Raw genomic sequence first — 19,230 nt, forward strand, 5'->3', positions numbered from 1 at the left:
CCGAAGTCTCGCACTTTTCTGTGGCAAAGTGCGCTATGGGAGGGCGTCGGCGACTTTTTATTTGGTCCCGAAAATTGGCTTTGACCTGCTGGTTTTATAGGGATAAAAAAGCCGGGCTCCCCTATTGGGGAAACCCGGCAGTGCGTGTTGAAACCGTGAAGAGGTGTCCTTTCCAACGTATAGGAGACACCACCCCTAGCAATAACTAGCTATTAAGTTTGTTAATGTCGTCGTCAGTGATGGTGCCTTCCTGGCTGGACGATTTGTCCTCGGAGGATGCGGTCTCATTGTTGGAATCGGAGGACTCGCTGCCGGAGGACGTGGTCTCACTGGACTCAGAGTCGCCCGGCTGCACGTTAGCGCCCGAAACCGTCTTAGTGGTGAGGTCGTAGGGAATCTGGCCGTACCAGACGCAGTGAACCGCCTCGAGCGTGCCGTCGACCGTGATGTCGTCGAGGGCATCACTCACGGCACGGCACAGTTCGTCATTGGACGAGAGGCCCGCAACACCAAGCGTCGAGGGCGCCTCGAGCGCACCGACATAGGAGACCTCGCTCATCAGGCGTGCAAGATAGCCGCCGGCTGTGGAGTCGCAGATCACATAGTCGACCTCGCCAGACTCGAGCGCCTCAAAGCACTCGTTGATGTTGGAGTAGGTCTTTTGGTTGGCGGTGATGCTCTGCTTAGCAAGCGCCTCCTGCGAGGCCGAGGACATCTGGACACCCAGAGTAGACGTGTTAAGGGTATCGGTGGAAACGCTTAGCGACCCACCATCGCTGGTTTTACCGAACACGGAAGCGGCATCGTACAGGCAGGTGCCGAGCGAGCTAACGTCCCCGTCCGTGGAGTTGATCTCGCCGATAAAGATATCAGCCTTTTTGTCGCCGAGCGCGGAACCTGCCGAGGACGCATCGACAAAGGCGACCTTAAGGCCCATGCGGCTTGCGAGGGCGCGGGCAGCATCGACTGCATACCCCGTAAGCTCGCCGTCGGCGCCCTGCATTGCCTGCGGCGCATCGGAAGTATCGAGGGCGACCGTCAGGGTTCCGGGAGTGACCAGGGCATCGTCCGACACCGCCGGCGTGACGGTCTCGTACTCGATCTGGTCGATCGTGGGAGTCGTGAACGTAGACAGCGGGTTGAACGCGCATCCGCTCAGGCCCAAAACGGCAATGACCGCTGCGGTCCCAGCACCTAACCGAGCCGCGTGCATCAAGCTGCCCCTCACCATGTCCACTACCCTGCCTTCTGTGTCGTATACGATCCGTGCGTTGCGCGGAATATCGGGTTGTTCCCACCAGCTGACCTGGTATTTGACCCCACACTTGCGCACCGGGGTGTTTGCTCGGGAGGCCGCAGCCACCCTCACGACTGGCCCGCTCGCCCGCGAGGCGGTATTGCCCCAAAGAAAGTAGAACGGACGGTGCGGCTTACATCTAGGACGCGCCATGATCGCGCCGCGCGCACGCGGTCGCTTACGTGGATCCCTTTGACCGCGTCTGTCTTGGACTAGGACGGGCATTTCGTCCGTCCGCAACCACAGCCTGGTAGGAACGTAGCGCATTATAGCTAAGTTCAAGCTAAAGTTTAAGGTTAGGGGCGTCATTCGCATCGCGAGTACAGATTTCGCAGGTCAGGACGGGCTGCACGTGGCCAGATTGAGCTCGTCGCCCCCTATGGGGAGCCTCGAGACGCCCGTTTTAGGGGCCGTGTGCAAAAAACGGCAAATATGAGTACTGTTACCAATTTAGTAGCAGCGATTTTCCACCTCGTGAGCCGGTTTCGAGCTCATTTAGCCCTGCTTAGCGCCTTGATTTCCCACATTTGTTTATTATCTTCGCGATTTTTACCGTTTCTCGATCCGCAAATATCAGATTTTGCTGTTACTAATTTTGTATCAGTACTCATTTTTGCCACTTTTTGCACAGCACCTATAAACAGACCCCCTCTCAAAACCAACATCTATGCTGGCTTAAGCCCAAAACATGCTCGGAGCGTATTCAGCAGCGCGTCTTGCTTCTTCCGACGAGCCTCCACGCGGTTTTGGTACCGCTTGCCCATGCGTTGGTATATGCGCCATGCGAGTGCCTCCATCGCCTCCATGTCGCAGAGCATCTCGTTATTGACCGTTGCGACCTCGATCCCCATAGCTATAAAGCCCGTATTACGCTTTTCGTCGTGAATGCGCCCACCGCGAGACGAATGGCCCAGCTCACCGTTGTATTCCAGGTCAAACCGGGCTGCCTCTTGATACGCATCGCAAACTGCATGAGGCATCCCCGAGATTGCCTGCGCGCGGTCATCGAACTCGATCTTGTAGTCGGTCTTAAAGGGACCGCAGGCAAAACCGCCATAGGAAAACGGAAGCGAAAACAAAGCGAGCATGATGCACTCCATGGGTGAGCGCAGGTTTTCCGAAAGATAGGGACACAGACGCTGCAGTTGTTTGGCCGTGTTCCCCTTGTATACCGCGAGATAATCTGCCAGACGATCGGGCATCAGCACCGGCTCGACTTCAAAGTAGCCCACGTCTGCTGGCTGGTCCTTGTCCTTTGCAAGTTTATTCGTAACAGGCGAGGTGTAGGGAGGCAGATACTTCCCGCGATCGCTCAGTGAAATCTTGGAGCACAGCTCCTGGGCCAGGGCAAACGCCTGGATGCAGCCGACCTCGCGCGCAACGGCAACACAAAGGGCCTCGGGAGATAGGCTGTACACCCCCGGTTCCACCTCTAGAATCGAGCCTGCGGGCAACCTGGAACACACGGACCAGCCTACGCCAGGCATGCGGCGGCGCTGCGCCGCAGATCCCACCAGCAAGCACAGATCTTCTTGCACCTCGCCACTTTTGGCTCCAATTCGCACCAAGTCAGGAAGATAGATATCCTCGGTCGAGGGCGACGACGTGCGCAGCACACGGCGCTCTTCATCGAGATTAAGGTCCTTCCAGCTGATATAGCCCATCTGCCGGCGCTCGGCGCGCATCATGCGCAGCGCTGAAGCGCCTGTTAGGATTACGGAAGCCGCTAGCTGTTCGCCTGTCGGCTCGTTGCGCCGCTCAATCTTCACTGCCACAAAACCACCCCTACCAAACACGTGCGATAGCAAGGCCATCGACTGCCGCAGCGCCGGCACGCTTGAGCTCCGCCGAGGCTGCTGCCATGGTCGCGCCCGTGGTGATAACGTCATCGATAAGCAGTAAGCGGCGGCCGTGCACGTCCTCAACCGTCTCGTACATGCCTTGGGCACGCTCGCGACGCTCCTCACGACCGAGTTCGCGCTGGTCGCCATGCCCGTACTTGACGAGGGCATCGAGCAGGGGAACACCCGACAGCTCGCAAAATGGGCGCGCAATGGCCTCCATATGATCAAAGCCACGCCGCCGAAACGCTGCCGCCGTCGCAGGCACAAACACCACCGCATCCGCACCGGACAGCACACCTCCCAAGCGTTCGGGCGCTACGACCTGGGCATGCAGGGCGGTGTCGTAGAGCAGCTCCGCCAGATACGGCGCCAGGCGTCGCTCGCCCGCGTCCTTGTACGCTTTAATGATGCGCGGCAGCGGATGCGCATAGACGGAGCACGCCAGGCACCGGTCGAGTGCCTCCGCCATTGCCGAGGACGTGCCCTCGACCGAACACTCAGTGCACAGCAAATCCCCAAACGGGGCGCCACATCGGGTGCAGCTATGCCGTGGGTCGATGAGCGTGAGCGCAGCCAGGCAGTCTTGGCAAATAAGCGCACCGGCGCGCTCGCAGCCGGCACATCGTGTTGGCGACAATGCCTCGAGCGCCTCGCGTGCCGCCCGCTCGGCAAACGGTAGCAATCCGTCCGCAAACGGTAGGGCGCCGGCACCTTGCAGGCATCCCAACACATTCAAATGTCTCTTCACGACACAACCCTCCCTACGTTCGATCGCAGGGAGGGTTGTTGATTCAGCGCTATGGTACCCCGACGCGATTGGGGCAAGGCTGGTTAAATCCGCTCGCGGGCGTTATTCGCCGGCAGGCGGTTGTGGTGCAGACGAAGACGGGGCCGAGCCCTCGCCACCATCCTGGCGCGGCTTGCGGGAACGGCGACGGCGACGGCGCTTTTGACCCTGGTCGGCCGAGCCCTCGCCACCGCGATCCTCGCGCGGCTCGCGCTCGTCGCGAGCGGCGCCACGCGAAGCCTTGGCAGCCGCTCCCCCGCCATCTCCGGGACGACGGCGCGTGACCTTGACCTCGCCATCCGAGACCTGATCGGCAACGGAGGGCACTGAGGGCTTCTGCTGCGCGCCCGAGGAATGGCGACGGCGCGAACGCGGCGCGCGCTCCTCCTCGCCACGTGACTTGCCGCCCTTGTCGGCAGGCGCGTCGGAGGCCGAGGCGCCCTTGGAAGCGGCACCAGCCTCGCGAGCAGCTGCGGCGCGGAAGGCGTCCTCGCGCTCCTCGCTCGACAGATGACGGCGACGACGGCGCGTGGGGTTCATGCCACCGCCGCGGTTTTGCTGCTGGGGCTGTTGAACCTCGCGCTCGCGAGCTCCGTTCTTGCCGGCGGCTGCGGCCTCGCCGGCATCGGCAGAGCCCGCACGCTTGCGGCGGCGACGGCCACCGGCGGTATCCTCGACCTCAGGCGCCTCGGCCTTGCTGCGGCCCTTTCCGCGGCCACGGCCCTCGCCCTGCCCCTGACCGGCGCGAGCATCGGATTCAGCATCGCGACGACGGCGCTTGGGCATCGACGTACCGGCCAGACGGTCGGCGCTCGACAGGCCATCGCCCACGTCGACGCCGTTCTCGCGGTCGAGCTCCATAAGCGCCAGACGCATCTCGGGCGACTCGATGCGCTCGAGCACGTCGCGCGTCACGCAGTCGGGGCGGCAGTTGCAGCCCTGCTCGGCGGCCTTCTTTTTGCAGCCCTCCGAGCAGGTCATATCGGCCAGGTTGACCTTAAAGACCTTGCCGTTCTCCAGGCGCAGCACCAGCTGCTCACGCGGCGTGTCATATTCCTGAATACGCGCCTTGCCGAGCGGCGTATCGATGAGCGTCTTCTTTTTGGGCGCACGGCTCTTAAAGTCCTTGTACGCTTCGAACTCATAGCGCAGGCAGCACATCAGGCGGCCGCAAACGCCGCTGATCTTGGAGGAATTGAGCGGCAGGTCCTGCTCTTTTGCCATGCGGATCGAGACGGGCTCAAACTGTCCGCCAAAGCGCGTGCAACAGAGCTCCTGGCCGCACTGGGCATAGCCGCCCACCAGGCGAGTCTCGTCGCGCACGCCGATCTGGCGCATGTCGACGCGAATGTGCAGCGTCGAGGACAGATCCTTGACGAGCTGGCGAAAATCGACGCGCTCCTCGGCCGCAAAGTAGAACACGGCCTTCTCGCCGCCAAACAGGTACTCGACGCCCACCGGCTTCATCTCGAGGTCGAGTTCCTTGACCAGGCGGCGGAAGTCGACCATGGCCTCGTCGCCCTGGATGGCCAGGTCGTCGGCAAGCTGCAGGTCGATGTCGCTCGCCACGCGCAGCACGGGCTTGAGCGGCTGACCGATCTCGTCTTGCGGCACCTCGAAGGGATCGGCCGTGACCAGGCCGATCTCGGTTCCGCGCTCGGTGGAGCAAATGGCATAATCGGCCTCGAGGATATCCAAATCCTGCGGATCGAACCACAGGTCGCGCGAGGCGTAGGTAAACTTAACGGGTACGACTAACGGCATTTCATTGCCTTCCTGATATCGAACAGCATGACCTCGATGGCCAGCTGGGGAGTAACGTTTCTGGCGATGTTGCGCTCGGCGGTCGCGACTGCCTCGAGCGCCCGCGTGGCACCCGCAACATTGGTCGCGGCGGCAAGCCGCCCGATCGTGTCGCGCACGTCTTCGTTCACCACGTCGGCCGCCTCGTCCTGAAGCGTCAGCAGCACGTCGCGCATGAGCGTCCGCGCGCTCGCCAGCGCTTCCATGATACCCGAACGCTCGCGCGCGTTGAGTTCGCGCTTGTTGCGGTCCTCAAGCTGCTTCAATGCTCCACGCGACAGGTAGTCGGCGTTTTGCTCGAGCACCTTTTCCTGCGTGGACTTGACCTCGGCGAGCGGCGCCTTAACGGCGACGATGAGCGACTTGGCGCGGCTGAGCACGTCGGCCTCGTCGGCGGCGATAAGCGAATCGATGGCGCGAACCATCTGACGGCGGGCGTCATGGCGCTCGGCGCTCTTGAGGAACTCGATGCCGCGCGTTGGGCTTCCCGCTACGGCGACGGCCATGCGGCAACGCGCAGGGTCCTGACCGGTGGCGCGGCTCACGGCCTGCGCGGCGACGGCGGGCGATACCAGCCGAAACGGCACGCACTGGCAGCGGCTCACGATGGTGGGCAACATCACGTCTGCCGAGGTGCCCAGCAAGATAAACATAACGCCCTCGGGCGGCTCCTCGAGTGTTTTGAGCAGTGCGTTGGCGGTGTTGGCGCGCAGCTGCTCGGCACGGTCGATGATGTAGACCTTGGCCTTGGCACGGATGGGCGCCAGCGGCACGTCGTCGAGCAGCTCGCGGGTCTGGGCGATGAGGTAGCCCGTAGCGCTCTCGGGCGTGTAATAGTGCACGTCGGGGTGCGTATGGCGGGCGACGCGCACGCAGCTATCGCATGAGCCGCAGCCATCCTGCTCGCACAGGAAGGCTTGGGCGAGCGCCCACGCGGCGTCGAGCTTGCCCGCGCCGGGCGCGCCCAAAAACAGGTAGGCGTGCGATGCGCGACCGCTAGCGACGGCATTGGTCAAAAAGTCACGCACGCGCTCTTGGGTGTCGAGCTTGGTCAGCAGGCTTGCCTGAGCAGGGGCCATGTTACTCGGCCTCCTTGGCAAGCGCGGTGGCGACGGCTTCCTGCGGAATGTCGAGACCGTACGCGCGAACCTGCTCGACCGTCTTCTCGAAGACTTCCTCGACGGTCGTAGTGGCGTCGATGAGCTTTACGCGGTCTGGCTCCTCGGCAGCAATTGCGCAAAACCCCTCGTAGACACGCTCCTGGAATGCCATGCCCTTAGCCTCCATGCGATCTGCCGCGCCACGGGCTGCCATGCGCAGCGCCGCCTGCTCGGGCGTGATGTGGTAGACGAGTGTGAGCGCCGGGTGCGTTCCCGCGACGGCCAGGTTGTTGGCGTCGCGCACCATCTGGCGGTCGAGCCCATCGGCAAATGCCTGGTAGCAGGTCGTGGAATCGTAGAAGCGATCGCACAGGACCACCTTTCCGGCAGCGAGGGCGGGCGCGATGACCTCGTGCACCAGCTGGGCACGCGCAGCCTCGTAGAGCAACAGCTCGCAGGTATCGCCCATCGTCGTGTTGGCAGGGTCGAGCAGCAGGGCGCGAATCTTTTCGCTGATGGCAGTGCCGCCCGGCTCGCGCAGGCTCACAACCTGATAGCCAGCGAGTTCGAGCGCGCGGGCAAGCAGGCGCGCCTGCGTGGACTTGCCGGCGCCATCGACGCCCTCGAGCGTAATGAAGCTATGTTGAGCGGGCTCAAAAGCCATGGGCGCAGCCCCTTCCTACAAGGCGCGTAAATGCAGATATATCAACCAAGCCATGATACCCCAGCGTCCGGTGCACCCCAAATCCGACCTAGTCGTTTGGGGCGGCAGTTGGGGACGTTCCTAAACTGCCGGCAGAAAAGGAACGTCCCCAACTGCCGGCTTTTTTGTACGCTGGGTATAATCGTCGTATTGCATTGAAATGTGGCGAAAGGAGTGGCAATGTCTCGGTATTGCGCCTCGTGCGGCAAGCGTCTTGCAGATGATGCCAAGTTCTGCACCTCGTGCGGTGCACCCGTTGAGCAAACAGCCGCGAGCGATAGCCAGCCCGCTTTTGAGCAGACCGGCTCCCTTGATGCGCCGCAAGCCAAGGCGGACGACCCCCTCGCCTATAGCCCCGACCCCGCCGCAAGGACCGAGGCCGTCGAGACCACGCAGCGCATACCCGTCGCGAGCGGCTCGCCCCAACAGCAGCCGGCTCCCGCACACGCGCCCGCTTCGCCACAGACCCCCGCTTCCAAAAAGAGCGGCACCGGGCCGCTTATCGCCGTTATCGTTGTGCTGGTGGCGATCATCATCGCCCTGGTCATTTTCTTTGTGATCAAGCCTTTCGACAACGCCGGTACGCAGACGACCGCCGAGGTTACCAAGCTGCACCACGATGTTGACGATGATGACCTTGAGCCTCTCGGCGATCCCAATAGCCTTTACGACGATGACGATGATGACGACGAGGATGGCGGCGAAGCAACGCTCTCTGAGCAGAACCTCTACCGCCGCCTGAGCGAATACTACGACCTGCTCGAAGATCTCGACAGCCAGGTCCGTGGCTGCGCGCAGAACTTCAACGGCAACTATCTGGAAGAGGATCGAACCACCCGTCAAAATCTCGCCGACGTCGCCGAGCGCACGGAGGACACCATCGAGCAGTATTACGACATCGTCGAGGACCTGGACGTCCCGACGAGCTCCAAGAACTACAGCTCCTGGAAGGACATCATCGCCCTGTACGACGACCTGGATCACCGCATTGACGCAATCTGTGATGCCTGGGAGATCAGCCTGAAATACGCCAAGCCTGCGGACCACAAGAATGAGATCGTGGCGCCGCTGTCGCGCGACAACGTGGCGGGCACCAATGACAATAAGTACCGCCTAGACTTTGAGGAGCGCTATCCCGGCGCCAAGCCTGTCGAGGTGAACTAGCGCTTTGTCGTTCCCGAGCCGGCAGTTAGGGACGTTCCTAAACTGCCGGCAGAAAAAGAACATCCCTAACTGCCGGTCAAAAAAACGAGCGAGGATCGCGGGGTCCTCGCTCGTTTTTTTGGGCAATGTTTCGACTGCGCCGTTACTTGTCGGCGGCTGTTTTCTTGGCAGTCGACTTCTTCGCGGTCGTCTTCTTGGCGGCAGTGGCTTTCTTAGCCGTCGTCTTCTTGGCCGCCGTCGTCTTCTTTGCCGTGCTCGCCTTGGTTGTGGTCTTGCGACCGCGGGCGGGCTTCTTCTCCTTGGTCGGGCAGTCCATGTTGACGCAGATACGCCACGGACCGCGCGCCGTGTTGACCACCACGATGGGGGCGCCGCACTCGGGGCAGGTCTCGCCCGTCGCCTCGAGCTTGCCGCGCGCCGGCAGCGGATAGCTCACGCCGCAGTCATCGTAGTTGGTGCAGCGGATAAAGCGCTTGCCGCTCTTCTCGCTCTTGTGCGCGATCAGGTCGCCGTGACGTCCGGCCTCGGCACACACCTTGCACTCGCCCACCTTAAGATCGGGCTCGTAGTTGGTGGGGCACGTGGGGTTCACGCAGATCTCGAAGGCCTTCTGGCGGAATGGCTGGCACTTGATGCGCGGCGCGCCGCACTCGGGGCACACGGCGGCCTCGCCCTCGAGCGGGCTCACCTTGACGCCACTCGGCACCGGATAGGTCACGTCGCAGTCGGGCCAACCCATGCAGCCGATAAAGCTGCCGCGGGTCTTGGCGCTCGTCTTCATAACCAGGTCCTTGCCGCACTTGGGGCAGGCGCCCACGCGCGCATCGGCCGTGACGGCGTCGCTGATGGCGTCGCCCAGCTCCTGCGTATGCTTGAGCAGCTCGTCGAGCACGCCGGCCAGCAGCGCGCGCGAGTGCGTCACGACATGCTCTTCGGTGTCCTCGCCGCGCTCCACGCGGGTCATGTCGCCGTCGAGCTCGCTGGTCATATCGGGGCTCGTGATGCGCGGGGCAAACTGCGACAGCGCGTCGATGATGGCGATGCCCAGCTGGCTCGGCTCAACGGGATCATTTTTGAGATAGCGCACGGCATACAGGCGCTCGATGATGCTCGCGCGCGTGGACTTGGTGCCCAGGCCGCGCTTTTCCATCTCCTGCACGAGCTTGCCCTGGCTGTAGCGCGCGGGCGGCTCGGTCTGCTTGGCCTCGAGCTTAATGTCGAACACGTCGACCGTGTCGCCCTGCTCAAGCGGCGGCATCTGCTCGTCGCGCTTGAGGCCGTACGGATATGCCTCGCGGAAGCCCGGGGTCACGAGCACGTCGCCCGAAGCCACGAACGGCTCGCCGTTGACGTCGAGCTCAAGCTTGGTGTTCTCGATGGTCGCGGGCCCCATGAGCGTTGCCAGGAAGCGACGGGCGATGAGGTCATAGAGTTTGCGCTGGCCGCCGTCGAGCGTGGACGGATCGCCCTCGCCCGTGGGGTAGATAGGCGGGTGGTCGGTGGTCTCGACCTTGCCGCGCGTGGGCTTCATGGGGCCGGCGAGCACCTTTTTGCACACGGGCGCCAGCGCCGGGTTGATCTTTGCCAGGTCGCTCACCACGGCGCCCAGATCGAGCGTCGCAGGGTACACGGTATTGTCGACACGCGGGTAGCTGATGAGACCGGCCATGTAGAGGGACTCGGCGATGCGCATCGTACGCGCAGGCGAGATGCCCTCGGCCGCAGCGGCAGCCTGCAGCGAGGTCGTCGCAAACGGCGTGGGAGGCTGCTGCTTACGCGAGCGCTTGGTCACCGCGGCAACGATCGCCGTCTTGGCACCGTCGACGTGACCATACGCCGTCTCGGCAGCATCCTTGTCGGTAAAGCGCGCTGTCTTGTGCGCGATCTTAAAGCGGTCGTCCTCGGCGGCACCCTGCGCGGCACCCATACCGCGAATCTGCCAATAGTCCTCGGGCACAAACGCCATACGCTCGCGCTCGCGCTCGACCACCAGGGCAAGCGTCGGCGTCTGCACACGACCGGCGGAACGCACGTTGCCAAAGCCGCCAAACTTGGCGAGCGTCAGATAGCGCGTGAGCACCGCGCCCCAGATAAGGTCGATGTGCTGACGGCTCTCGCCGGCGTCGGCCAGGTTCTGGTCGAGCGAGACGAGATTATCGAAGGCGTGCGTGATCTCGGCCTTGGTAAACGAAGAATACTGGGCACGGGCGACCGGCAAGTCCGGCGCAACCTCGCGCACCTTGTTGAGGGCGTCCGAGCCAATCAGCTCGCCCTCGCGATCGAAGTCCGTGGCGATGATGACGCTGTCGGACTTTTTAGCAAGGTTCTTGAGCGAACGAATGAGTTCCTTCTCGGCCGGTAGCTTAATGACGGGCGCCCAGGTGAGGTAAGGCAGGCTCTCGAGCTTCCAGCCCTTGATGGAAATGCCGTCGGCAAGGAACGGCTTGCGCTTGGTGTCGTAGGGCGGACGAGCCAGGCCATCGGGCATGTCGGCCGGCAGCATCTCGCCGTCCTCGGTAACCGAATACCAGCCCAGCTTTTTATCGAACAGCACGCTGTCGCAAAAATCGGGCGCAAGGATGTGACCGGCAAGGCCGATCGTCACGCATTCCTCGCCCTTCCACTCAAAACGGTAGATGGCGGTGTTGTACACCTTGTCCTTTTTGGGTTTGCCCGTGGACAGCCGCTCGGCAATCTGACGTGCGGCGTCGTTTTTCTCGGCGATGATGAGCTTCAAAAGAGGCTCCTATCTCATATCTCTGCGGCTGCGCCCGCGCTTATGGCGGCCGACTTACGCCCTTGCTTGCTCAATCTGCCCGATGAGCCAATCGCACCAGGCATCCATGCCCTCGCCCTTGCGCGCGCTCACGGCAAACCGCGGCGCTTGCGGATTGAGGTCATCGAGTGTCTTAGTATACCTATCCATGTCAAAATCGAAAGCCGGAGCCACGTCGACCTTGTTGAGCAGCTGCGCGCCGGCGTGTTGGAAGATGCCCGGGTACTTGATGGGCTTGTCGTCGCCCTCGGGCACCGAGAGAATCATGATGGACAGGTTCTCGCCCAGGTCAAAGTCGACCGGGCAGACCAGGTTACCCACGTTTTCGATAAAGATGACGTCGATGTTCTCCAGACCGACGGCCTGGTCGAAGGCGTCGACGGCCTCCATGATCATGTTGCCCTCGAGGTGGCACAGGCCGCCCGTGTTGATCTGGATGGCGGGCATGCCGGCTTCCTTCATGGTGATGGCGTCGACATCCGAGGCGATATCGCCCTCGATGACGGCACAGCGCAGGCCGGCTTTGTCACGCAGGCGCTCGTTGGTGCCCAGAATCGTGGTGGTCTTACCCGAGCCGGGGCTCGACAGCACATTGATCACGTAGGTGTTCGTCTGCTCAAATCGCTGACGCAGCTGATCTGCCAGGCGCTCGTTGCGCGACAGAATCGGCGACGCAATATCAATCGTTTTCTCGGCCATACTTAGCGCTCCTTACTTTGGCCCCTTTATACCCCATCACCAGATGGCTAGCGGGCTAATCGTCGGGGGTTTCGATTTCGATACTTGCGATATCGAGCTCGCGGCCGTGCAGTAGGCGCACGTTGGCACCACCACACTGGGGACAGCGACAGTGGAAGCGATCGTGGTCGAAAACCTCGCCGCAGTCCAGACACTCGCTTTGTGGATGGACCTCCTCCACGGCAAGCTCGCAGCCGCGCGTGAGCGGGTCATCGTCGCGAAACGTCTCCCACGCAAAGTCGAGCGCCTCGCGCACAACTTCGGTCATATCCCCGATACGCAGCGTTACCAAAACGGCGCGCGAGGCCCCCGCCCCACGCGCCGCGCGAATCACTGTATCGAGTATGCCGTTGACAATGCCAACCTCGTGCATACCGATTTACTCCTCGTCGTCCTCGTCGTCCGAGAACAGGTCCAGACGGCTCACGAACAGGCCCTCCTTGCCCTCGCGCGCGGTAATGACCACGCGAGCGATGGCGAGCGAAATCTCGTAGAGCGAGAGCAGGGCGCCATACATGAGACCCAGCGTAACGGGCGAGCCGTCGGGCGTAATCACAGCCGAACCCACGAGCAGGCCTACGTACACGTAGCGCCAGGCGCTGCGGAAGGCCGCATAGGACACGATGTGGAAAACGGACAGGTAGAAGATGATGAGCGGCAGCTCAAACGCCACACCAAAGCCGATCATAAAGAGCAGCTCCATGTTGACGTAGTTCTCCAGGTCGGGCAGCGCCGTGGCGACGGCCGAAGTCTCGCCGATGAGCCACTCAAAGCCCGCCGGGATAATGATGAAGTAGCAGAAGATGGCGCCCAAGAAGAACAGCACCGTCGAGGCGAGCACCGTGGGTACGACCCATTTACGCTCGTTGGGGCGCAGTGCCGGCAGGAAAAATGCCAGAATCTGCCAGATGATCATGGGCGTGCACATGACCACGGCCATCTTGATGGCCAGCGAGAAGCGCAGGCCAAAACCGCCGAGCGTGGTGGTGATGTAGAACTTACCGTCCGGCACAAACGAGCGGATGGGATCCTCGAGGATATCGAGTACCACGGGCGTGGCAAAGTACAGCACGATGGCGGCGGCAAACACCGACACGACCACGATGGTCAGGCGGCGACGGAGCTCTCCCAGGTGATCGAAGAGCGGCATACGCGCAGGTCCGATAGGCATTACTCATCGCCTCCCTTCGGGGCATCGGCGGCAGCAGTGTCGTCCTCGGCCTCGAGCTCGCGAGCGAGCTGGTCGGCGACGGCTTTGCGCTTGCGGGGACGACGGGCGTAGAGGTCAGCCGTCGTGGGCTCTGCCGGCTCGGGCTCGGGCTCGGGCTCTGCAGCAGGCTCGGGCTCGACAGCGGCGGCGGGCTCTGCACTCTCGGCCTCCTCGGCAGCGGCCTCGCCCTCAGCGGCACCCTCGCTTGCAGCCTTCTCGGCAGCAAGGCGGGCACGGCGCTCGGCGAAGGTCTCCTTCTTTGCTGGCGCAGCCGTCTCGGCGGCTTCCTCGTCCGCATCGGAATCGTCGTCGGTCGCAGCGGCCTTCTTGGGCTTGACCGGCGCCGACGCGGCCTCGCTTACCGGATCGATAATCTCGGACTGAACAACGGCCGTCATCTTTTCCTGCGTCTCGCGGAACTGACGGATGGCACGGCCGATCGTGCGGCCCATCTGCGGGAGCTTATCCGGGCCAAACAGCAAAAAGCCGAAGACCACGATGATCGCGAGCTCACCCTCTCCAATACCAAACACACATACCTCCAAGGCTCGATGTGAGTCGAGCCCGCACCGCGCCATTCGGCCGGAACTCGTCTATTCATTCGGTCAAGTATAGCGCCCGGACGCCAAAACGTCCGAGCGCATCACAAACATATGCCAAACGGCACGCCCTTTTGGGGGCCAAGATTATGCAGCGGTGATCGAAATCTCCTGGTCGACACCCAACAGCTGAACCACGCGCATCACCGGAGGCTGCACATTGGTGCAGCTAAAGCGCTTACCGTGGTCGACCGCGTGGTGCACGGCGCCCACGAGCACGCCAATGCCCGTCGAATCGATGTAGCTCACCTGGGCAAAATCGAGCTCAACGGCCTCAGTGGGCTGCTCGAGCGCCAGGTCGATGGCATTGCGCAGGCTATCGGCGTTAGAGATATCGATCTCACCGGTCACCTTAATGGTGTAGAGCTCTGGCGTGGGGTTGGTGGAAATACCCAAATCCATGTATACGCTCCTTTACGTATCGAAAGTGCGGATAGTACTGGGCCGGACTTGCGGGGCCATACTCGCTAGGCGCGCTCGGCACGCGCAAGCTCGGCAGCGACGAGCTTGACGGCCAGCACCAGCACATCGAGCGCGGCCTCCAGGTCCTCGACCGTGGGATAGCTCGGCGCGATGCGGATGTTGGTGTCGCGCGGATCCTTGCCATAAGGCCAGGTGGCACCTGCCGGCGTGAGCTTGACGCCCAGGTCGGCGCAAAGCGCGGCGACCTTCTGGGCCGAGCCCTCGGGACCATCGAAGCTCACAAAGTAGCCGCCGCGGGGATGCGTCCAGGTGGCACAGCCCGTGTCGCCCAAGCCCTCGGTGAGCTTGCGCTCGACGGACTCAAAGCGCGGGCGCAGGAACTCGGCATGCTTTTTCATGTGCTCCTTGACCGCCTCGATGGTGGGAAGGAAGCGCACGTGACGCAGCTGGTTGAGCTTGTCGGCGCTGATGAGGCCGGCCTTCAGGCGCTTGGAGAACTCGGCGATGACCGCGGGGCTCGCACCGATAAAGCCGATGCCGGCGCCCGGGAAGGTGATCTTGGACGTCGAGGCAAAGGCCACCACGCGATCCTCGGTGCCCGCCGCGCGAGCGAGGTCAAAGATGTTTGCGAGCTCGTCGGTCTCGTCGTACAGGTCGTGCACGCAGTAGGCGTTGTCCCAGAAGATGCGGAAATCGGGCGCGGCCGTGGGCATCTCGACCAAGCGGCGCACAGTGTCCTCGCTAAAGGTGATGCCCGTGGGGTTGGAATACTTGGGCACGCACCAGATACCCTTGATGGAATCGTCGGCGGCAACCAGGCGCTCGATCTCGTCCATGTCGGGGCCGTTGTCGGTCATCGCGACGGGGACGTTCTCGATGCCCAGATCGGCGGTGATGCCAAAGTGGCGATCGTAGCCGGGAACAGGGCACAGGAACTTGACCTTCTTGCCGTCGTGCGCGGCCTCGTAGGCGTCCCAGGGCTCGCTGCCGCACGAGCCACAACGCCAGAACATGCCGGCGATGTCATGCTCGATCAAAAGGCTCGACGAACCCAGCACGAGCGTCTGCTCGGCGGGGCAGCCCAGGAACTCCCCTGCCAGCTTGCGTGCCGAGGGAATGCCCTCAAAGCAGCCGTAGTTGGAACAATCGACGTTGCCGTCGTGCAGATCGGCGTCGGCATTGAGGATATCGAGCATGGGGCGCGAGATGTCCACCTGGGAGGGCGACGGCTTGCCGCGGGCCATGTCGAGCGCCAGGCCCTTGGCCTTGACCTCGGCGACCTCGGCTTTGAGCGCCTCGATGGCGGCATCGAGTTCGGTGGTTTCCATCTTCTGGTAGATCGTCTGCATGGGTGCGACCTTTCGCGAAGCGGTACGTTGCAGTTCGTCTAAGTATAGACCGCCACCGCCGCAACGTTATGAAGCCGTGATAGATTAAGTTCATCGCAATCAATTACGAATCGCCGCGCATGCCGGCGTGGGGCGCCCAAGGAGGCACTATGGAGTACGGATCGTTTCAGGCCGAGGAATTCGGCGACTTGCAGCGCCTGGTCGACGGACTGTTTTACGACCGCCACGCCATCGACCGCCTGGATCTGATCGTACAGGCCGAAATCTTGGACCTGGCGCCCGACCTCATGGAGATCGTGAATCTTTTGCCGCCCGGCTACTACGACCGCCAGTCACTTTGCGACCAGCTCAACTCCGCCTTGGCCGCCCACGGCTGGGGCGCCGTCTACGGAACGGTGGAATAAGCCTCGAAGCCGGCGATTTGGCCCGCTTCCCGACCTTGGCGAGGCTTGTTTTAGAGCTTGTGGCCAAAAAAGGGCAAATATGAGTACTGTTACCTTTTTAGTAGCAGCGATTCTTGGTCGAAATCGGCAAAACTCGACTTGAAACTTCCTAATCACCGTCAGCTAGCGCCAAATTGGAAGTCGATGGTCACTCATTAACGTACAGTTCTTATAACTTTGTTCATTATTTTCCGCACCTAAAATGATACGCCGTTTGTGACAGTACTCACAAACGGCGTTTTTTGACCACTGGCGTGTCTGGCAGGCGGCAAGCACCGCCCGAATCCGCATTTTGAACGCGCCCGAATCGGTTCTGGAGCCGGTTTTCGCGCTCTTACTCGTCTTTGGGCGAGGGATGCTTGCAGACCACGCTCATGTAGATCATGCCGAGCACGGCTGCGGTGACCGAACCGGCGAGAATAGCGGCCTTGGCTGCAAGAACCTCAAACTGGGCCGTCGGGAAAGCAAGGCCGCTGATGAGAATCGACATGGTAAAGCCGATACCGCCCAGAATGCCCACACCGGCGATCATGTGCCAGTTGACATTATGCGGCAACTCGGAAATCTTGAGTTTAACCAGGGCAAACGTCATGCCAAAGATACCGATCGGCTTGCCCAGCAGCATGCCAAAGTACACGCCGAGCGTCACCGGGTCGGTGAGCAGCGTGCTCATGTCCACGCCCACCAGGCGAACCTGCGCGTTCACGAACGCAAAGATCGGCAGGATCACGAAGTTGACCGGCGTGGAGATCAGACGCTCCATGCGGATGAGCGGCGGGGTCACGCGGTGCATGACGCGCTCGACCTTGGTGGTCGAGACGGTAAAGTCATGCTGGCCCAGGATGTGCGCCTCGTCGTCGTAGCGATCATCGAGCAGCGGCAGGCACTCGCCCAACCAATCGGTGAGGCTATCGAGCTTGACACCGCACTTGGCCGGGATGGTAAAGGCCAAGATGACACCAGCAAGCGTAGCGTGCACGCCGCTCTTGAACATGCAGAACCACAACAGCAGACCCAGTACCGAATACGGGGCAAGGCGGTAGTGCTGCGTCTTGTTGAGCCACACGAGCGCGCAGGTCACAAGCGCGGCGGCGCCCAACCAAAACGGATTGGGGCTCTGACCGTAGAAGATGGCGATGGCGGCGATGGAGATGAGGTCGTCGGCGATGGCGAGCGTCGAGAAGAACACGCGCACGCCGTTGGGCACGCGATTGCCCAAAAGCGACAGCACGCCCAGCGCAAAGGCAATATCGGTTGCCATGGGAATGGCCCAACCGCTGCGGGCGCCAGCATGGTTGAAGATCAAGTAGATGCAGGCGGGAACGACGACGCCGCCCACGGCCGCCAGCATGGGAAGCATAGCCTGGCGCGGGTTTTTGAGCTCGCCGACCGTCATCTCATACTTGAGCTCAATGCCCACCAGCAAAAAGAAAATCGCCATGAGGAAGTCGTTGACGAATAGCTCGACGGTGAGACCGGCCGTAAGGTTGCCCAGACCCACATACAGCGGGGTCTCCAAAAAGTGATGGATGGCCTCGTAGGCATCGGTATTGGCGCAAATGACGGCGGCGATGGCGGCGAAGACCATAACGGCGGCGGAAATCGTGCCGTTCTCGGCGATGCGCTCCCAAATGTCGTGGCGCTCAAAACGCTTGCGCTCACGAACGTTGAACAGCTGCTCAGTTGCTGCCATGGGCGGCTCCTTTCACGGGAAAGCTCCCGTCTTAAAAAAGCACGGCCCGCCCAAGTGGCGGCGCCGCGCTCTAACGTATTACGCTTGCATCTAGCCTACCCTGCACGACAAGCACGCAGGCATGGCCGAAAAGCGGAACCACAGGTTGAACATTATTTGTTCAACGGCACGGGCACGCCTGTCCAAAAGACGACGCGGCACCGTGCACAAAAAACGACCGGAGCGCGGGGCGTCCGCGATCCGGTCGTAGCGTTTGGTCAACTAAACCTAGCAGGCGGCCATGATGGGGGCAGCGACCTGCTTCTTACGGGAGAGGACACCCGGCATCCAGACGCCGTCGTGCTCGTCGGCAATGCCCAGGCCCTTCTGAGCGGCCTCAGTCTCGCCCTCGAGCAGGACCTGCGAGCCCTCCTCCATGATGTCAGTGATGCACAGGACGATGCCGTCAGCACCCTTCTCGGCGGCGTAGGCACGCATGGCCTCGCGAATCTCGTCGATCATGCCGAGTGCGCGGCTCTTGTCGACGGTCTCGTACTGGCCAATGAGCAGCTTCTTGCCAGCGGGCTCGAACATCTTGATGTCGTTGCCGACCATCTCGGCTGCAGTGAAGGAGCCGGACGGACGGGTGAGGAAGACCTCCATGCCAAACTTGACCGGGTCGACGCCCACCTGCTCGCCGAGCTTGGCGGCGACGGCGCGGTCGACATCGGTGGTGGTGGGGCTCTTGAGCATGAGCGTGTCGGTCATCATGGCCGAGAGCAGCAGCTTGGCCTGTACGTCGGAAAGCTCAACGCCGAGCACGCCGGCGAGCTTGGTGACGATGGTGCAGCTGGAGCCCCAGGGCAGGCAGATGTAATGCAGCGGGCCGGCGGTCTCGAAGTCGCCGATGCGGTGATGGTCGACGACGCCAAAGACCGTGGCGTCCTTAAGGCCCGCGACGGACTGGGCGGACTCGTTGTGGTCGGTGAGGACGACAAGCTGACCGGCCTCGACGGACTCAATCACGCGGGGCTCGGCAATGCCGGCGTCGGCGAGCAGCTTGGCGGACTCTGCCGGAAGCTGACCAAGGGCGCAGGCCTCGTAGGTGTTGCCGGCATACTCAACCTGGTTGAGCAGCTGGGACAGGACGACGGCGCTCATGATGGCGTCGTTATCGGGGTTCTGGTGACCAAAGACAAGAACGTTTGCCATGGATATCCTCCACTTGATATGTGTACTTGGACGTAGCTATGGTAGCACGCCGATGCCGAGCCTTCGCAGACGGAAGGGCCACGGCATATTTTGGGGCGCAGGCACGGGGG

Annotated in this window: 17 protein-coding genes; 2 read left to right on the plus strand and 15 right to left on the minus strand. The window is 62.1% G+C overall.

The window, feature by feature from the left end; genetic code table 11:
* Nucleotides 1-205 precede the first annotated feature (205 nt).
* The 6 genes from DXD56_RS04910 to tmk form a co-directional block, all read right to left on the minus strand.
* Nucleotides 206-1,231, minus strand: coding sequence for an ABC transporter substrate-binding protein (locus tag DXD56_RS04910; protein ID WP_233503126.1), 1,026 nt, complete (start codon nucleotides 1,229-1,231; stop codon nucleotides 206-208).
* Between the two features lie 731 nt (nucleotides 1,232-1,962).
* Nucleotides 1,963-3,072 (minus strand): hypothetical protein, encoded by a 1,110-nt coding sequence (locus DXD56_RS04915; protein ID WP_147325178.1) that lies wholly within the window; start codon nucleotides 3,070-3,072, stop codon nucleotides 1,963-1,965.
* A gap of 10 nt (nucleotides 3,073-3,082) precedes the next feature.
* The gene (locus tag DXD56_RS04920) at nucleotides 3,083-3,889 is read right to left on the minus strand and encodes a ComF family protein (protein WP_233503119.1); all 807 of its coding nucleotides are present in this window, start codon (nucleotides 3,887-3,889) and stop codon (nucleotides 3,083-3,085) included.
* Nucleotides 3,890-3,991: 102 nt separating this feature from the next.
* Nucleotides 3,992-5,692, minus strand: a complete 1,701-nt coding sequence (locus DXD56_RS04925) for a regulatory iron-sulfur-containing complex subunit RicT (protein ID WP_117629902.1) — start codon at nucleotides 5,690-5,692, stop codon at nucleotides 3,992-3,994.
* Nucleotides 5,683-6,810: an ATP-binding protein gene (locus DXD56_RS04930; RefSeq protein ID WP_117640376.1), complete on the minus strand. Its 1,128-nt coding sequence runs from the start codon at nucleotides 6,808-6,810 to the stop codon at nucleotides 5,683-5,685. Before DXD56_RS04930 ends, DXD56_RS04925 begins: the two co-directional genes overlap by 10 nt.
* A gap of 1 nt (nucleotide 6,811) precedes the next feature.
* Nucleotides 6,812-7,495, minus strand: coding sequence for a dTMP kinase (gene tmk, locus DXD56_RS04935; protein ID WP_117640377.1), 684 nt, complete (start codon nucleotides 7,493-7,495; stop codon nucleotides 6,812-6,814).
* 219 nt (nucleotides 7,496-7,714) lie between these two features.
* Here tmk and DXD56_RS04940 point away from each other — a divergent pair, with 219 nt between their 5' ends.
* Nucleotides 7,715-8,698 carry a zinc-ribbon domain-containing protein gene (locus DXD56_RS04940; protein ID WP_117640378.1) on the plus strand — a complete coding sequence of 328 codons (984 nt, stop codon included), beginning with the start codon at nucleotides 7,715-7,717 and terminating at the stop codon, nucleotides 8,696-8,698.
* Between the two features lie 142 nt (nucleotides 8,699-8,840).
* On the opposite strand, the gene DXD56_RS04945 is transcribed toward DXD56_RS04940, so the two are convergent.
* From DXD56_RS04945 to DXD56_RS04975, 7 genes are all read right to left on the minus strand, one after another.
* A complete protein-coding gene (locus DXD56_RS04945; protein ID WP_117640379.1) occupies nucleotides 8,841-11,435 on the minus strand; it encodes a DNA topoisomerase I in 2,595 nt (864 codons plus the stop codon).
* Nucleotides 11,436-11,489: 54 nt separating this feature from the next.
* Nucleotides 11,490-12,173 carry a hydrogenase nickel incorporation protein HypB gene (gene hypB, locus DXD56_RS04950; protein WP_117640380.1) on the minus strand — a complete coding sequence of 228 codons (684 nt, stop codon included), beginning with the start codon at nucleotides 12,171-12,173 and terminating at the stop codon, nucleotides 11,490-11,492.
* Between the two features lie 55 nt (nucleotides 12,174-12,228).
* Nucleotides 12,229-12,585, minus strand: a complete 357-nt coding sequence (hypA, locus tag DXD56_RS04955; protein ID WP_117640381.1) for a hydrogenase maturation nickel metallochaperone HypA — start codon at nucleotides 12,583-12,585, stop codon at nucleotides 12,229-12,231.
* A 6-nt stretch (nucleotides 12,586-12,591) separates the two neighbouring features.
* Nucleotides 12,592-13,383: a twin-arginine translocase subunit TatC gene (tatC, locus tag DXD56_RS04960; protein WP_055285525.1), complete on the minus strand. Its 792-nt coding sequence runs from the start codon at nucleotides 13,381-13,383 to the stop codon at nucleotides 12,592-12,594.
* The gene (locus DXD56_RS04965) at nucleotides 13,383-13,955 is read right to left on the minus strand and encodes a twin-arginine translocase TatA/TatE family subunit (RefSeq protein WP_158549333.1); all 573 of its coding nucleotides are present in this window, start codon (nucleotides 13,953-13,955) and stop codon (nucleotides 13,383-13,385) included. Before DXD56_RS04965 ends, tatC begins: the two co-directional genes overlap by 1 nt.
* Before the next feature lie 153 nt (nucleotides 13,956-14,108).
* Nucleotides 14,109-14,423 (minus strand): STAS domain-containing protein, encoded by a 315-nt coding sequence (locus DXD56_RS04970; RefSeq protein ID WP_117640383.1) that lies wholly within the window; start codon nucleotides 14,421-14,423, stop codon nucleotides 14,109-14,111.
* Between the two features lie 65 nt (nucleotides 14,424-14,488).
* On the minus strand, nucleotides 14,489-15,793 hold the full coding sequence (locus DXD56_RS04975) for an aminotransferase class I/II-fold pyridoxal phosphate-dependent enzyme (protein ID WP_117637072.1): 1,305 nt from the start codon (nucleotides 15,791-15,793) through the stop codon (nucleotides 14,489-14,491).
* 149 nt (nucleotides 15,794-15,942) lie between these two features.
* On the opposite strand from DXD56_RS04975, the gene DXD56_RS04980 reads away from it, so the two are divergent.
* Nucleotides 15,943-16,197 (plus strand): hypothetical protein, encoded by a 255-nt coding sequence (locus DXD56_RS04980; protein WP_022093864.1) that lies wholly within the window; start codon nucleotides 15,943-15,945, stop codon nucleotides 16,195-16,197.
* Between the two features lie 373 nt (nucleotides 16,198-16,570).
* On the opposite strand, the gene nhaA is transcribed toward DXD56_RS04980, so the two are convergent.
* Together nhaA and DXD56_RS04990 are read right to left on the minus strand one after the other, a co-directional pair.
* Entirely contained in the window at nucleotides 16,571-17,929 is a 1,359-nt protein-coding gene (gene nhaA / locus DXD56_RS04985) for a Na+/H+ antiporter NhaA (RefSeq protein ID WP_117640384.1), read from the minus strand.
* Between the two features lie 267 nt (nucleotides 17,930-18,196).
* Nucleotides 18,197-19,120, minus strand: coding sequence for a manganese-dependent inorganic pyrophosphatase (locus tag DXD56_RS04990; protein ID WP_006235927.1), 924 nt, complete (start codon nucleotides 19,118-19,120; stop codon nucleotides 18,197-18,199).
* Nucleotides 19,121-19,230: the final 110 nt, after the last annotated feature.

Origin of the sequence: Collinsella sp. TM06-3 (assembly GCF_003436395.1) — a bacterium.
Lineage (GTDB): Bacteria > Actinomycetota > Coriobacteriia > Coriobacteriales > Coriobacteriaceae > Collinsella.